Origin of the sequence: Candidatus Megaera polyxenophila (genome assembly GCF_029982035.1) — a bacterium.
Taxonomy (GTDB): domain Bacteria; phylum Pseudomonadota; class Alphaproteobacteria; order Rickettsiales; family Rickettsiaceae; genus Megaera; species Megaera polyxenophila.
Window position 1 is genome coordinate 136,306 of sequence record NZ_CP104166.1, and the last position, 16,661, is coordinate 152,966.

Annotated in this window: 12 protein-coding genes and 1 pseudogene; 9 read left to right on the forward strand and 4 right to left on the reverse strand. The window is 32.6% G+C overall.

The window, feature by feature from the left end; all coding sequences use genetic code 11:
- The first annotated feature begins 43 nt into the window (after positions 1–43).
- The 8 genes and pseudogenes from mnhG to N3Z16_RS00725 all read left to right on the forward strand — a co-directional run bounded on the left by mnhG (position 44) and on the right by N3Z16_RS00725 (position 8,316).
- Entirely contained in the window at positions 44–346 is a 303-nt protein-coding gene (mnhG, locus tag N3Z16_RS00685; RefSeq protein WP_282486993.1) for a monovalent cation/H(+) antiporter subunit G, read from the forward strand.
- Positions 343–1,343: pseudogene (locus N3Z16_RS10875) on the forward strand (DUF4040 domain-containing protein). The gene mnhG and the pseudogene N3Z16_RS10875 overlap by 4 nt, the downstream one beginning before the upstream one ends.
- Before the next feature lie 9 nt (positions 1,344–1,352).
- Entirely contained in the window at positions 1,353–1,709 is a 357-nt protein-coding gene (locus N3Z16_RS00700) for a Na+/H+ antiporter subunit C (protein ID WP_282486353.1), read from the forward strand.
- Positions 1,709–3,187: a proton-conducting transporter transmembrane domain-containing protein gene (locus N3Z16_RS00705; protein WP_282486354.1), complete on the forward strand. Its 1,479-nt coding sequence runs from the start codon at positions 1,709–1,711 to the stop codon at positions 3,185–3,187. Before N3Z16_RS00700 ends, N3Z16_RS00705 begins: the two co-directional genes overlap by 1 nt.
- Before the next feature lie 22 nt (positions 3,188–3,209).
- The gene (locus N3Z16_RS00710) at positions 3,210–4,673 is read left to right on the forward strand and encodes a proton-conducting transporter transmembrane domain-containing protein (RefSeq protein WP_410519479.1); all 1,464 of its coding nucleotides are present in this window, start codon (positions 3,210–3,212) and stop codon (positions 4,671–4,673) included.
- 41 nt (positions 4,674–4,714) lie between these two features.
- A complete protein-coding gene (locus tag N3Z16_RS00715) occupies positions 4,715–6,337 on the forward strand; it encodes a proton-conducting transporter transmembrane domain-containing protein (protein ID WP_282486356.1) in 1,623 nt (540 codons plus the stop codon).
- Positions 6,338–6,344: 7 nt separating this feature from the next.
- On the forward strand, positions 6,345–7,373 hold the full coding sequence (locus N3Z16_RS00720; protein ID WP_282486357.1) for a COX15/CtaA family protein: 1,029 nt from the start codon (positions 6,345–6,347) through the stop codon (positions 7,371–7,373).
- A 1-nt stretch (position 7,374) separates the two neighbouring features.
- Positions 7,375–8,316: an RluA family pseudouridine synthase gene (locus tag N3Z16_RS00725; protein WP_282486358.1), complete on the forward strand. Its 942-nt coding sequence runs from the start codon at positions 7,375–7,377 to the stop codon at positions 8,314–8,316.
- Positions 8,317–8,318: 2 nt separating this feature from the next.
- On the opposite strand, the gene N3Z16_RS00730 is transcribed toward N3Z16_RS00725, so the two are convergent.
- Complete coding sequence (locus N3Z16_RS00730) at positions 8,319–8,972, reverse strand: hypothetical protein (RefSeq protein WP_282486359.1); 654 nt, start codon at positions 8,970–8,972, stop codon at positions 8,319–8,321.
- Positions 8,973–9,178: 206 nt separating this feature from the next.
- On the opposite strand from N3Z16_RS00730, the gene N3Z16_RS00735 reads away from it, so the two are divergent.
- Positions 9,179–10,492, forward strand: a complete 1,314-nt coding sequence (locus N3Z16_RS00735) for an IS5 family transposase (RefSeq protein ID WP_282485558.1) — start codon at positions 9,179–9,181, stop codon at positions 10,490–10,492.
- A gap of 434 nt (positions 10,493–10,926) precedes the next feature.
- Here N3Z16_RS00735 and N3Z16_RS00740 read toward each other — a convergent pair whose 3' ends face one another.
- From N3Z16_RS00740 to N3Z16_RS00750, 3 genes are all read right to left on the reverse strand, one after another.
- Complete coding sequence (locus tag N3Z16_RS00740) at positions 10,927–11,235, reverse strand: cell division protein ZapA (protein ID WP_282486360.1); 309 nt, start codon at positions 11,233–11,235, stop codon at positions 10,927–10,929.
- 155 nt (positions 11,236–11,390) lie between these two features.
- Entirely contained in the window at positions 11,391–11,819 is a 429-nt protein-coding gene (locus N3Z16_RS00745) for a helix-turn-helix domain-containing protein (RefSeq protein WP_282486361.1), read from the reverse strand.
- 2 nt (positions 11,820–11,821) lie between these two features.
- Positions 11,822–16,612 carry an NAD-glutamate dehydrogenase gene (locus N3Z16_RS00750; RefSeq protein ID WP_282486362.1) on the reverse strand — a complete coding sequence of 1,597 codons (4,791 nt, stop codon included), beginning with the start codon at positions 16,610–16,612 and terminating at the stop codon, positions 11,822–11,824.
- Between the last annotated feature and the right edge of the window lie 49 nt (positions 16,613–16,661).

A 16,661-nucleotide genomic window follows, 5' to 3' on the forward strand; every position in this document is an offset into this window, starting at 1 on the left:
AATAATGTAGTTTTTACGGATATTCATAATTATTGGTGTGAAGATAAATATGGTATATATTGGTTTTATACTTATAGTTATAGGCTTGGGATTTATTGCTTCCGGTATTGTAGGTTTAATAAGATTCCGTGATTTTTATACTAAGATTCATGCAAGCGGTGTAACTGAGTGCTGCGGCATACCATTTTGCCTTGTAGGGCTTAGCTTTCTGCAATCAGATTTCAGCTCAGCTTTTAAGCTAATAATAATAGCCCTAATAATTTTGCTGTTAAACCCCGTGTCTACCCACGCACTAGCGAGGGCTTCTGTCCTCTATAAAATAGATAAAGATGGGAGAATAGAGTGACTGCATTTTTTTCTATTCCTTCAATACTAGAGCCGGAATTAAATCTTATACTTCTTATCATCAGTTCTTTCGTATTAATAGGAATTTGCTTTAGATTAATAGTATCTAAAAATTTAATTGAATCTATCCTATTAATGTCAGCTTTTAGCTTGATAATTGCAATATGTTATCTATTTATGGATGCACCCGACGTAGCGATGACAGAAACCGCTCTTGGCGCTTGTCTATCTACGTGTGTTTTGCTTAATCTGGTAAAAATAATTGGTGATGAGAATTATAAGTTAGTAAGTAAAACTAGAATATTTCTTGCGCTAACCTTGTGTGTAATTTTTATTGTTTTATTAATTATTGCAAGTTTCGACTTGCCTTTATACGGACAACAAAACACCGAAGTACAGTCACATTTGACAAAATACTATATAGAAAATACAAAAAATGATATTGGCATACCATCAATTGTTGCAGCAATACTTGCTAGTTACAGAGGTTATGATACTTTAGGCGAAACTAGCGTTATTCTAATTGCCGGCATTGCTGTCGTTTTGATACTTGCACGCAGGAGGGAATAATGCTGAAATATTTTTCCGTTTTAAAAACAGTAGTCTCATTTATAATCCCTTATCTGATTCTATACGCTATTTACATCCAGTTAAACGGGGAAGTTTCTCCGGGAGGGGGATTCCAAGCGGGAGTAATTTTTGCTTCAGGAATAATTGCTTTTGACCTTCTCAACGGCAGTAAAAAAACTCATGAATTTTTTTCAGAAAAAGCTCTCATTATTTGCGGGATATTTGGAGTGCTAATTTATGCATCTACAGGGCTTGTTTCATTTTTGTTTGATGATAATTACTTAAATTATAATTCAATTGCTAAAACTCCTTGGGTAAATCACCCTCTTACCGGTCAACATATAGGTATATTTTTTATTGAAATTGGAGTCGGTTTAACCGTTTCATCAATTATGTGTTTAATTTATTTAGTTTTAAAGGAGGATTAGTTCTCTACCATGCAAAATATTATTTACTTTTTTGCAGCACTAGTACTTGTTACTGGTCTTTTTATAATGCTAACTAGCGATAATTACTTACGTAAAATCATCGGCCTTGGAATATTTCAAAGTTCAGTTCTCCTTTTTTACATAGCTCTTGGTAAAGTAAGCGGGGCTATTCTTCCAATTGATATTTGCTCGAATTTGGTTAATTGCCCGTACAATTTCTCCAGTCCCCTACCGCATGTACTGATGCTAACTGCTATTGTAGTTGGATTTTCTACCATGTCCGTAGGACTTGCTTTAATATACAAAATATATAAAGAGTACGGCACTATCTCGGAAAGTGCAATAACTCAGCAAGAGGATAATTAATGACTTTAATTAATCATATCCCGGCATTACAAGTGTTAATTCCTTTTTTTTCAGCGTTGTTTTGTGCTTTAACTTTCCATAAATTCACTTCCTGGCTTATTGCTACTATTGCTATTATAACAAATCTAGTAATTACGCTTTACGGAATATCTACATCAGGCAATTTCCAATCCTATTCTTTCGGTAATTGGCAAGCACCGATTGGTATAGAGTATAGTTTAGATTATCTAAATCAGCCGATAATAATATACATAAACGGTGTCTTATTATTTTTCTTACTCTTTGGCAAACAACTTATTAATAAAACAATTACTAAATATATTGATAATAAAAAACACCATATGTTCTACAGCTTGCTCCTATTTGCTCATGCGGGATATCTTGGAGTACTTAGCACTAATGATTTATTTAATTTTTATGTATTTATTGAAATTTCCTCTCTAGCAACTTACGTTTTAGTTTCAAAAGGAAAAGAAGCAAAAGCTTTAATCGGAGCATTTGATTATCTTATACTAGGTACAATTGGCGCAACATTAATACTAATATCTATTGGCTTCTTTTTTGCTATCACCGGTAGCCTCAATATTGCTGATATCTCTAATATTCTACAAGTGAATTACGGATCAAGCGTGGCAGGATCAACAAAATTACATCTGTTAATAATTGCCATAGTGTTTTTCTTAACCGGAGCAATCTTGAAGATGGCATTTTTCCCATTACATTTTTGGATGATCAGATCTTACTCTGCTACTGCACCATTTATTCTCACTTATATCGCGGCTATCTCTAGTCTACTTGGAATATATATGATAATGCGCTTCTTGTATTTTACTATCGAAGTTAATCTAATCTATATACCATTTTCCTTAATGCTGCGGGCTATGGCAATTACGACCCTTATTATCTGCTCTTATTTAGCCTTAAAATCAAAAAATATTAAAAAAATTATTATTTATTCTACAGCCCTGCAAATCGGTTATGCTTTTCTTCTTTTATCAATTTGGCCAGCAAAAGCCTTGTTATTTCAGTTGCTGATTATTGATAGTGTTAATAAAATTGGTTTATTTACCCTACTTGCCCATATTGAAAATAAAACAAACAATTTAGATATATACTCAATAAAACACATAAAAGATTCACATTGGTTCAAAATCCTAGCAGCTTTAATCCTTCTTTTTAGTGCTTCTTTACCGCTAACTAGTATGTTTATAATAAAAATTAAGATATTTGAGCTTTTAATTCAGCAAAGCTTGTTGTTAGAATTTATTATCGTAGTAATTGCTTCAGTTTTCGGAATATTATACCATCTTAAACTTGCAAAAGCTCTTTTCTTTGCCAAAGAAGAAAACGGGGTAATCCAAATAGATACAAATCTACTAGGATTATTTGCTATTGTAACCATACATGTTTTCACATTATTATATATGCACGAAATAGCAGAAATGATTGGTTACCATACTTCCATGACCATAGGTTAGGTTAAGAATAAAAAGAGAGTAAATAATGACCAGCCCAATGCCTTTAAATTTTTTAATTATTTCTACTATGCTTCTTGGTATGATTAACCTGGTTGCACCTTTTTTTACAAAAGAAGACAGCAAAATCAGAAGCTTTTTTCTGCTTAGCATCAGCATATTTTTTCTATTTAACGTGATAATAATTGACGATTTATTTATAAACGGCACTGTAATAAAATTCACTTTATTAGATATCGGTAAATACTCTATAGCGTTTAGCCTTGAACCACTTGGGCTCATTTTCCTAACTATGCTTGCGGCACTTTGGATTCCGGCTCTCCTATATACAATAAAATTTTTAACCATTAATCACATTACAAATTCCAGTAAATATTTATTTTTTGTTAATTGTTGTATTTTACTAGGTTGCATAGTTGCTTTATCTGCAAACTTAATTACCATGTTTATAGCTTACGAATTACTAACGTTATGTACAATTCCGTTAATAGTTCATCACTTTGATAAAAAAACGCTTGCCGGTTTAAATAAATATCTAAAAATCCTATTGCTAAGTGGTATAATATTATTTCTACCAGCAATAATAGTTATTTATTCGAAAATAGGTACTGGCACATTTATTGGAGGCGGGTTCATAAAAGATTATTTTTCAGACTCAGCTGCTGTTTTTCTATTACTCTTTTTTATATTTGGCATAAGTAAAGCAGCGCTTTATCCATTACACGGTTGGTTACCTGCTGCTATGGTTGCATCCTACCCTGTCAGCGCCCTACTCCATGCTGTGGTTGTAGTTAAAACCGGTTTGTTTTGTATATATAAAGTTCTTTTTTATGTGTTTGGACTCGACTACCTACAATATTTATTCAGCGATTATAACTGGCTGGTAATTCTACCGGCTATAACCATATTATACAGTTCACTCCAGGCATTAAAATGCAATGAAATTAAAATGATATTGGCATATTCTACTATTAACCAGTTAAGCATTGCTCTAATTAGCGCTTTCTTATTTACTCCCAAAGGCTTAGCGGCAGCACTTATCCATATGATTTCCCATTCATTTAGTAAAATTTGTCTATTTTATTCTGCTGGTAATTTTTATAGCTTACATAAAACTTATTATATAAATGATCTTACGGGAGTAAACAAAACCATGCCCAAAACTAGTGCAATTTTCCTTATAGCTACTCTCTCTTTGATAGGTATCCCACCATTTGCAGGATTTATCAGTAAATTTTATATTATGGTAGCAGCAGCTAATCAACAAAACTTATTGGTAATGATAGTTATTGCAGTTAGCAGCTTATTTTCAGCGTTTTATATGCTTAAGGTATTAGGTTTTATATACGAACCGGTAAAGATAAAAAATAATAATACAGAAAAAACCGTTCCTATTTTTATGTTTATTAGTCTGGTTTTATGTATAATTTTTGTTATTTGTTTCTTTTTTATTCAGCAAATCATCAATATTTTTCTAACTTTTATGTAAAATAGGAATATATAAAAATGTTTTTTCACCCAGCAACCATAATGATGTTTTTTATATTGCTATTACTAGTAATTAATAGGCATAGCACATTATTTAAATTTGTTGCACTTGTTAGTCCTATTATTAGCTCTATAGGGTTATTCTTGGGTCAAGGTAGATACTCTTTTGAGTTATATAATTTAAAATTAATTTGGGAATTCGACGATTTTAATAAATTAATTGGGGCGGCATTTTTGCTAGTATTATTAACTGCTAATTCTTACGCTCTTGGTCAAAAAAAATATAATGAATTAATAATAGGTTGTGCTTATGGCGCTGCTGTATTTATTAGCCTTTTGGCTCAAGATTTTATTTCAATGTTTGCCGGCCTTGAAATAATGATGGTTATGTCCTCGATGATTATATTCAGTGGGAATAAAACAGGTTTTATATCAATTAACTATGCAAAAAAATATTTTTTAACTCACCTAGTAACCAGTAATATGATCCTAATTGGCATTGCTCATATTATGTCTACAAGCAATTCTTCCGAAATTATTTTGGTTACTAATCTAATGGAAAATCCGGAATATTCGCATGCCATACTTTATGTAATGTTTACAGCTATGGTAATTAACATTGCAGCCTTTCCATTTTCCGGCTGGATGGTTAATTATTATAAAGCAGCTTCTGCTTCTGGATTTTTATATTTAATCAATTTTACTACCAAGCTGGGGTTAATGTTGTTAATCAAAGTATTTTATGGATTTGAACCCTTGAAATATATAGGGCTAACTATGATCCTATATTCCGGATTTAAAGCAATTTTTGAAGACAATATATTTGCTCTACTATGTTATTTATCAATAGTTGCCATGGGAATGATGGCAATTGGCATTAGCTCTGGGAACAAATCAGCTCTTATTGGGGTAACGTGTTATTTATTTATCCATATTATTTACAAATGCCTACTTAGCGTTGTTTGTGCTACCCTTCGGGATAGGAAAGGAATTACCCTTTGCTTAGAACTGGGGAAATTTAAAAATACTATCCTATTAATATCGGCAAGCATTGGAATCTCATTAATGACCAATATTCCTTTTAGTTTAAGTTTTTACAATAAAGCAGGATTATCTCACCTATTTTCTGGGAATTTCTTTTATATAGCAATATTACTCTCCGGTGTGTTTACTATAATTTCTTTTCCGTGGAAAGAAGTTATAAATCATAAGAAAGTCATTCCTTTAGAGATGAATATTTACAATAAATTTAGCCTTATTTTTATAAGCTTAGCTTGCTTTGTTACAGGATTTTTATGGGTATTTACGCCAGTTAGTAATATTTTTTATCCGCTATATGAAATAAATAACTATTCTTATGAAGTGCTGAAACAACTAGCTATTTATGGCGTTTCTATAATTATCGTTATAAGCTTAAATATAACACGAAAAGAGAGCACCAGCCTCAATATTCTTGAAATAATTGGTTATGGTTTTGCTTATTTATATCATTACTGGAAAAAAGATAATCCACCTGAATCACCAAAAGAAAATTGGCGTTTAGATGTTTTAGAAGAGCAATTAATAAAGAAACTGTCTATTTTGCATAACCAGCAAACTGCAATTTTTATGGTAATATCTTTATTAATTGTTATGCTAGCTACCTTGCTTATTAGTTTATATTAGCTATAAGATGAAAGATTTAAATACCAACCAAAATTACTACCTAACTCTGTGGTTAAGAGTAATGTGCGGTGCAATTATTTGTATGATTTTTATTGGCGGGCTAACTCGTTTAACTAATTCCGGCTTGTCTATTACAGAATGGAAACCCGTAACGGGAATCCTTCCTCCTTTAACTGAAGCATCATGGATAAGCGAGTTCGATAAATACAAGCAGACTCCCGAATATATCAAGGTAAATAGCAGCATGAATTTAGCAGAATTTAAATCCATTTTCTGGCTTGAATTTATTCACCGAATTGCCGGACGCATTACCGGTATATTATACATCATCCCTTTGATGTATTTTTTATTTAATAAAACCATTAGCAGCGCAAAAATTTATATATATCTTATAGGGTTAATTCTGCTGATTAGCCAAGGGATTGCTGGGTGGTATATGGTAAAAAGCGGTCTTATATCTGCTCCTTGTGTAAGCCACTTTAGGTTAGCAATCCATTTGTTACTGGCAATTGCCTTATATGCTCTATTATTCTGGCAATTAATGGAACAGTCTTTTTTTAAAATATCTATCGGCGCAAAAACCATTTTAATACCAATTAACAACTGGTTAAATATTTGTTTAATATTATTATTTATTCAAATAACTTTTGGCGCTTTTGTTGCAGGACTTGATGCCGGTCTTGTTTATAATCAATTTCCGCTCATGGGAGACTCAATTATACCAAATGAAATTACTTTCGGAACATTTGGTTCAAATAGCTTTTATGATCCAGTATTTGTGCAGTTTATCCATAGGATACTAGCTTATATTGTTACACTAGCTATTTTAATTACTTGTTTTATTGGTTTTAAAATACAAAACTTACTGTTATCTAAAGTACTAATTTATTTAATTATAGCTCTTATATTTCAAGTCATGCTGGGTATTTTTACTCTAATTTATTTAGTACCGATTACACTTGCGTTACTTCATCAAATAGGCGCTGTAATACTCCTTTCTACCCTGTTATGGGCTAAATATCTAGCTGTAAATTAAAATGATAGAATTGCGAGTTGAAAACATTATAGAAACAAGGTTAGATAGATTTCTAAGGCAAAAATTTACCTATTTAACTCAAGGAGTTGTGGAAAAAAATTTACGAAAAGGGCAAATCAAAGTAAATGGTAAAAAAGTAAAAGCACATACTAGAATTAACAAAGGTGATGTAGTAAATATTGCTAATTATCTTATAAATGAAAATCTTATAATTCCTCAAAAAACTTTTTTTTCTCCTGCAGCCATCTCGCTAGCTGATAAAATTCTTAATGAATATCTTATCTTTTCGTGCGATCAATTTATTGCCATTAACAAACCACATGGTATTGCAGCACAAGGCGGAAGCAAAATAACTATTAGTATCGACCATGCTTTGCAATATTTGAATAAAACTGAAAAAAGTCAGTATAAATTAGTTCACAGGTTAGATAAATATACGAGCGGGGTTTTTATTATAGCTAAAAATCTAAATAGTGCCATTTTACTTGGGGAAGCTTTTAGAGAAAAACAAATCCAAAAAACTTACATAGCCATATTAACAGGCGATGTATCTTTTATTCCGAAAGAAGGAAATATTGAAAGTTATATTGGTAAAGAAAAATCCGGAGTTCAGGAAATAGTGAAAGAAACTGAAGATGGAAAATTTGCAAAAACCATATATCAACTATTAGCAAACAACAACGATAGTGCTATAATGAAATATACCCCCCTAACCGGCCGAATGCACCAATTAAGGTATCATAGCAAACAATTAGGATTTCCAATTCTAGGTGATATAAAATATGGCGGACTGCCTTTTAAGAGGATGATGTTACATGCGCTAGAAATTACGATTCCGGCAAGAATCTTTGGTAAGGAGCAAGTAATCGTAGCCCCTATGGATAAAATTTTTGGGTCTTGTTTTTACAGCATTGATCCTTCATTAAAACTAAAAGAGTCATAAGATTATTCTTCGTCAAGTTGAAAAATAAAATATCCATCTCCAAGTGCTTTTATCCCTTGTTTTTCCTGCATAAGCCCTGGATCTAATTCTGACGATTTTTGATTAATTTCTAAATCAGTACGTTGTAAAGAAATACCTAAATCTGAATTTTTATCACTACCAGTTATTAGGAGAGAAGTATCATCAGGAAATGATTCCGATACCATTGATCCAATCGATTTTGACGAAAAAGGAATAGGGATAGGCTCAGATATAGCATGTAGTGAAATAGACGGACTTTCTTTTGTGGATTCTGAAGTTGTAACCGATACCAGGGATACTGAAGTAGTATTTTTTTCAGCCGAACCAGATAGTGGGGCTAAAGGTAGAAAAACATCTTCAGATTTGAATCGCTCTGGAGCAGAAACCTCTTCTTCCAATGGCAAGCTTTGTAAAGAGGACATAGACGTAAAGCTATTAGACACCGGCGAAGGAGATAAACTATAAATTGCATCGATTTCTATTTCTTTCTTAACTGATTTAGAGTAGATAACCGGTTTACCGACAACTAACTCAACGCTATTTTCTTCATCAGATAATATATTTTGCCCTATTCCAACAAAGCTTTTTTTACTGCCTCGCAATGGAATATCTAGAGGCTTGCTCAATTTTGACATGGTCTTTCCCTTTTTACCGCTGCCATTATACAGATTTATATTATACGTGCTACTAATTTTATTAGAAAGAGCGTGAAAAAACTAATAAGTCTCTCCGTCAAAACTCTCTACCCCTGAATTAGAAGGGGTTTCATGTTATAAATGGCTTACGAAATCCATAAGAAAATGTTATAATTAGCGCATAAAGCTTATGGATTTTAAAGTATATGCCTATAGAAAATATTAGTTTTTCTCAAAAACAAGAAAGATTATTTGGTGAAAAATTATCTATACAACTAAATCGCAAAAACAAATTATATAAACTGAGAGATTTGGTAAATTGGTCTGAACTTGAAGCGCTGGCATTAGCTAAGGTTGAAATCAAGCAATTCGGTAGAAATAAGAAGGATCATAGAGTAATGCTAGGACTATCAATGCTGCAAGCTATGTATAACGGTTCTGATTCGTTTACGGAGGAAGAATTAAAGGAAAATATATATTGGCAATATTTTTGCGGCTATGAGTATATGCAACAAGATATTGACGTATCGGAGGCGACTATACGTAGATTCCGCAATGCTCTGGGAGAGGAAGGATATAAAGAGATTCTAAAAGAGCTTTTGCGTATAGGACTGAAGGTCGGAGCACTCAAAAAAAAAGACTTGGAATCGGCGATTATAGATACGACTGTACAGATTAAGAATATCAAACATCCACATGACGTACATTTAATGGAGACCGCAAGAGCAAAAGTAGTAGATCTCTGTAAACGACTTGGTATTTCGCTTAACGAGACATACGCCAAGAGTTTTAAATATAAGACGATCAAGCTTTGGAAGTACAAGGAAGATAGTAAAGCAAGGCAACGTAGAAAAATAATGATAAGCTTAAAAGTCCGCTTAGGTAGGTTGATCCGTATATGCTGGAGAGGTATAGAAAAATCAAAATTAGAACTATCTGCTGAGGATAGCGCCATTTTTACGAGAGTTAAAAATATTCATGCCCAGTCTGTGCTTAAGAAAAAGGACAAGGATATTTATAAAAAAGAGCATAAGATAGTCTATAGCTTTCATGCTCCGGAGGTAGAGTGTATCGGCAAGGGTAAAATGAATAAACCTTACGAATTTGGTAACAAAGTCGGGATTGCAGTAAGCGGCCGAGGCAACTTTATTCTTGGGGTTAAATCTTTTCACGGTAACCCCTACGACGGACATACTTTAGATCAAACGGTATCGGAGCTGCGCAAGCTAAGTCCGGAGACTAGCAAAATTTTTGTAGATCTTGGTTACACCGGCCATAACTTCAAAGAAAAAGGCAAGGTTTTTACCGCCAAGACCAAGAAAGCTTTATCAACCGATGACAAAAAGATGCAAAAGCGGAGAAGTGCAATTGAACCGATAATAGGTCATCTAAAGAATTTTGGTCGTATGGGTAGAAACTACCTTAAGGGAATAATTGGAGATATCGTTAATCCGCTTATCTCTGCCGTTGGCTTGAATTTGCGTAGAATCACTAATATTCTCAAAGAATCCACCGCATAATAATTTTCCGAAAATCTTAATAATTTAAGCAATTAGCATTGCTCAAGAGAGAATCATGAGTAAATTGTGAATTTTTGCCATCATAGCACCTAAATTTTATATTTTTGGTAAAAAAATACCCCAAAAAAATAAAAATGCGATGATTGACTTTTAAAATTATTAAAACTACATCAAAAATTTAGAATTTTGACGGAAAGACTAATAACTCTAGGATTCTGCCGGATATAAACTTCCGCGCATATAGATTCAATTAAAATATTAAGAAAGAACCACTTTAGCCGTTGAATAAAGTCCACCATCAGAGAACTTTCGATAAGGTGGGCTTAGTAATTACACCACCACGATGATGCAAGTGACCAATCCCTTGAAAATGCTTATGTCCTGGGGGTTTTTTATCTATTCTGACGCACTACGCAGCCCTTAAGTTACTTTTATCATCTTTCTAATTTTTCTGCAACTACTTTCAGTTCATTAAATATCGAAGATAATAGTATTTTGAAGTCTTCATTAACCTCTTTTGCTATACCTTCAGCTTCTACGCTTGCTTGCTTTTGCTTATTATCCAAAAGATTAAGTGCAACCATAACAAGCAGGAGTTCAAAAGAAGCAGAAGGGTTAGCTTGTCTTACTTTATTTATTTCAACGTCCAGTTTTATAGCAAGAGAATGAAGTTCCGCATGGCTTTCTTCCGGACAGTATAATTCAAAGTCTCTATTGCTTAGAGTTATTGTTACTATCGACATAATGATTTCTTATTTGTTCTAGTTCTTTAATATACTCTTTAATTTGATTAAGAATTACTGCACTGCTATTTTTTAACTCCTGATTCTGTATTTTTAAATCTTCAATTTGCTTATCTTTCAAATTTAGTTCGAAGATAAGTTTATCCACACTGCGATTAATCTGTTTTATAAGGTATATCAGAGCTTTGTTGTCTACTTCCATCGTTTACATCATCTGATTGAGTTGTTATAAGTAAGTCTTCAGGTTGTACCTTTAAAAAATCATATAATGCTATCACCAAAGCCAGTAAAATAACAGAACAAATAATTATATATTTTGTATATTTTTTAGTAACAACAGGTATCTCAGAACTGTTTAATACTTGCGTTGTCTCTAACTCATCACCCCGCTCATTCTGGGGATTAATTCCAAGAAACTCATAATACATTTTTTTGTATCCTTCAGTATAAACTTTCCCAGGGATTATATCGTAATTCCCTTCTTCAAGAGCAAGTAAATATTGTTTGCGAATATTTAGTTTTTCTGCAACATAATCAATGCTATATCCCGCTGCTTCTCTTGCTTCTTTCAATTTAGAACTCATAGTTACCCACTAAGTTGCCTTAAGAATAATTCGAATTTTTTATTAGCTAATATAAGCATATTTAAGTTAACGGTTTCCTGGAATTTAAGTTCTGTTACAAAATTGGTAAAAATATCAGCACTTTGATTATTGTTATTAATCCAACTTAATAAATCAACTCTATTTTGTTGTTTTTTTATTATTTCCGTAACAAAACGCCTCTGTTTATCATAAAAATCATCTTTTAGGGATTGGATAGATAGTCTATTCCAATAAGAATCGTCTATCTGCGCATCGCATGATTTTCTAAGCCAATCAATATTCAATAACTCTCCACTTTCAAAGTATAAGTTTGCAACATCTTCGTCTTTAGAATTAGTAACTTTAGCAACATAAATAATATCAAAAGCTGATACTAACGATTCTAAAGAAGCTACAGCTTTTGCTAGACTTTCTTGAACTCCTGCTTGTTTATAAATATTGATTTTATTATAAAATTTTGTTTTAGTTTCTCCAACTAGAAGTTTTCCCATTAAGCTAGTTATCCGGTGTATTTGCTCTTTATAATCTTCTATAGTCTCTAAAATATTGATCGGAGATTTGGTATTTTTTATAAACCAGCTAATACCCCGGCGCATTATTTTGGCAAGGTCAGTAAACATATCCACTTTTATTTCTGTAGTAATTGTCTTATCCAGGTTCTCTACTTTTTTCCATAAACCGTCTAAATCAAACAACTCGCAAATGACACTGTGGGCTCTTGCAATATCACATAAAACTCCACCTGTTTCTTTTTCGATATCAGTAATTAATGATCCCCCCAGTTGATTAACTAATTTATTAGCTATAACAGTAATTATAATTTCTTTTTTTAAAGGATGATTTAGAATTTCGTTGCTAAACTTATCTCTCATTAAATGAGGAAAATAATTAAACAAATATTTCTGAAAGTATTTATCTTCTGCAATATTCGAGCACATCAGCTGCTTTTCCACTAACATTTTGCTATACGACAATAACACTGCAAGTTCTGGGCGTGTTATTTTTTCTCTTGCAATTGCTCTGCGTGAAAGTTCTGACAAAGCAGGCAAGAATTCAACTTCTCTGTTTAGTAAACCTTCTTGTTCTAGGTTACGTATTAACTGCCCAAAATTTTCAATATTTAAAACTGGTGTTCTTTGCGCAATAGTAATTGCTTGATTCTGATCATAATTATCAGTTAATACTAATTCCTCGACTTGCCCGGTCATTTGCTGTAACAAATAGTTACGTTCTTCTACAGGAAAGCTACCAGAAGAAGTAGACATATTCAAAGCAATTTTAATATTTACTTCGTGGTCAGAACAATCAACCCCGGCAGAATTATCAATAAAATCAGTATTTATATGTCCGCCACAAAGAGCATACTCAATTCTACCGAGCTGGGAAACTCCAAGATTTCCCCCCTCACAGATTACTTTAGTGCGTATATCTCTCGCATCACAGCGTAAATTATCATTGGATTTATCACCAATATCTGCATTATTTTCTGATAATGCTTTAATATAAGTGCCTATCCCACCATTCCATAATAAATCCACCTCAGCTTTTAGAATCGCCTTAATTAAATCATTAGGAGTAACAGAATTACTTTCTAAACCAAGAAGGCTTTGTATTTCCTTAGATATATCAATGATTTTTGCCGATCTCTCGAAAACCCCTCCACCTTTAGAAATTAATTCAGGATTATAATCCGACCATTTACTACCTGGCATATTAAACAACCGTTGCCTTTCTTTATAACTTGTCTTGAAGTCTGGATTTGGATCTATAAAAATATGCATATGATTAAATGCCGCTACCAATTTTATATATTTGGAGAGCAACATACCGTTACCGAATACATCTCCTGACATATCTCCAATACCAATTACTGTAAATGGCTCGGACTGAATATCCCTGCCCATATCATAAAAATGAGAGCGAGCTGAAATCCACGCTCCTTTAGCTGTAATACCCATCTTTTTATGATCATATCCCACTGATCCACCGGATGCAAAAGCATCCCCAAGCCAGAAATTATACTCCAGTGAAACGTGATTTGCATAATCAGAAAAAGATGCGGTTCCTTTATCAGCCGCTACTACTAAATATGGGTCGTCATGATCGTAAATTACGGTTTTTGCCGGCCGGACTATTTCACCATTAACCAAGTTATCAGTAAGGTCTAAAAGACCTCTCAAGAAATTTTGATAACATTCAACAACTTTTACCATATATTCCGCACGAGAAAAGTGTCCTTGCTCAAATTTAACAAAGAAACACCCTTTAGAGCCAACCGGTACTATAACAGCATTCTTAGCCATCTGAGCCTTCATCAAGCCCAGTACTTCTAATCTATAATCTTCTCCCCTATCTGACCACCTAATTCCCCCCCGTGCAACCTTCCCACCCCTAAGGTGGATACCTTCAAATTCATTAGAATAAATAAAAATTTCAGCATAAGGTCTTGGCAGCGGTAGGTCTGGCACTTTATGCGAATCAAATTTAAAAGAAATATAAGGTTTTACCGCATCATCTCTGGTTTGATAAAAATTAGTTCTAGTAATCGCCTTAATGATTTGATACATATTACGCAGGACTTTATCCTCCGTACTATTTGAAACTACATCAAGGTAATTTTCTAAGTCCTTACCAATAGATTTTGCAAGTTTTTTTGAATATAATTCAGGATCAAATAATGCACTAAAAAGCTTCACGAGCAATTCTGTAAATTTATAATGTTTTATTAAAGTTAGCTGAGCATATGCCTTTCCATAAGAAATACCGGTTTGATGTAAATATGTTGTTAAGGCCTTCAATAAATAAATTTTTTGCCAATCCATACCGGAAATAACAAGTAGCTTACTTAAAGAGTTGCTTGAGAATATACCCTCGTTTATTTTCTCAAGAGCTACTTCGATATTTTTCTTTAACACGCTAAATGGAATTTCTATTTCCATATGGCTTGCTAAAATAAATTCATAAATCCAACTCTGTTTAATTTGAGCTGTCTCTTTAATTATAAAACTTTGCTCGTCAATGGCTATAAAACCTAAATTCTCAATAGCAGGCAAAGTATCAGAAAGAGTTAAAAATACCGACGGGCTGTAAATTTTCAAAATAAACTCCGAAGGTGATTTTTGTAAGAGGTTAAAAACGGTTTTGTTTAAATCTGAAGCTTTTTTCAGGTTGTTAATATCCTCAATTGTAGCACTTGCATTAAATTTATGCTTATACTCAGGAGGAAAAGCAAATTCTAGCTGCTTATGTTTAAGCCCCCCTTCGTACTCTCCATATTTTTCGCATAATTTATCTAATAAAGAGTCGGACCAATTGGTAGTGATTTTTATCAAATCTTCCTCTAATTCCTGAGGGATAAAGTTGAGCTTCCTTTTATCTTTTACAGGAATAGTAGCAAAAAGGTGAGAAAAATCCTGAGCTAATACTGTTATATTATCAGTAATAATTTCACTATCAAACTTTTCAGACAGATAGTTGCTAATTGTATTATACACATCTGGCGTGAGACGATTCCTTGGCATAAAAATGATAATATTAATAAAGGAACCGGCCCAATCTTGCTGAATAAACAATTTTAATTTTTTGCTACGCATGCTTGAAAGCATATGAAGGCACATACAATACAAATCGGTTTCATCAATTTGGATTAAAGTATCACGAGGTAAAGATTCGATAATATTTTTTAGCTTTTTAGAATTGTAACTGTTTAAAGGAAATCCTGATTCATCAAGCACATAATTCATCTTTCCCCGCAAAATAGGTACACTTTTTATGGATTGGTAATAAACTGCCATTCCGTAAAGTCCAAAAATTATGCTACCTGATTTATATTGCCCATTTTCATCTAGATGCTTAATTAGAATATAATCTACAAGGGCATTACGATGCACCGGCGATACTTTATTAAGTTTGCCAAGCATGGCAAGTTTATTAGAGTAATAATCCCTTTTAGAAAACTCTATTATAACCTTTAATTCCTCCTTATTATCTTGCCAAATATCTTTTACTCCATCTTCATGGGTTATTTGCATGGAGGAAGTATCAAATTCAACCATGCCAAGGAAAGTAAAATTATCTTTCTGTAACCAATTTAGGAAATCAAGAGCCTCTTCAGTAGGTAATCCTCTTTCCTCATAGACATCTTTATGGCGTACTATCTCAGTAGTTACAGCAATTAACTTATTTAGCAAGCTTTGCCAAGAGTTATAGGTATAATCGACTAAATCGATAATTTCATTTATTTCTTTTTTTAAGATTTGTATGGTTTCTTCGTTAAAATTTCCAAGAGCTTTAATAAACACTAATGATTCTCTTGAAGCTTCTTCGCCTGTCGAAACAATATCAATTAAGTTGCCGTTTTTATCTCTTTTAGAAAAAACCACAGGATGAAACGTAAAAATAGTTTGCAGCCCCAGTCTTGATATTAAACAATTCAACGAATCAATAATAAACGGCCGATTTTCAATAATTATTAATATTGTAATGGAATTGTTGTTTTGAAATTTAACTTTTGAAATTTCAATTTTTCTTTCTTCATTTTTTCTTTGTTTAAAAAATTCAAAAGCTTCATCAGTAAAATCACCAAATAATGATATTTTATCTTTTAATCTGTAATCAACAGGAATATAAGTTAAAAATTTCTGAGCAAATTTTCTATATAACTCACCTTTTTTCTTTGCTTTTACTAAATTAAGTATATCAGGAGTAAAATCTTCAATTGTGCAATTAAGTTTGCTCAAAGATAGATAATTATTGTTCTCATTGTCATCCATAGTCTACCTAATACCCTTTAAATAACTTTAAAATATGCAAGTTAACGGT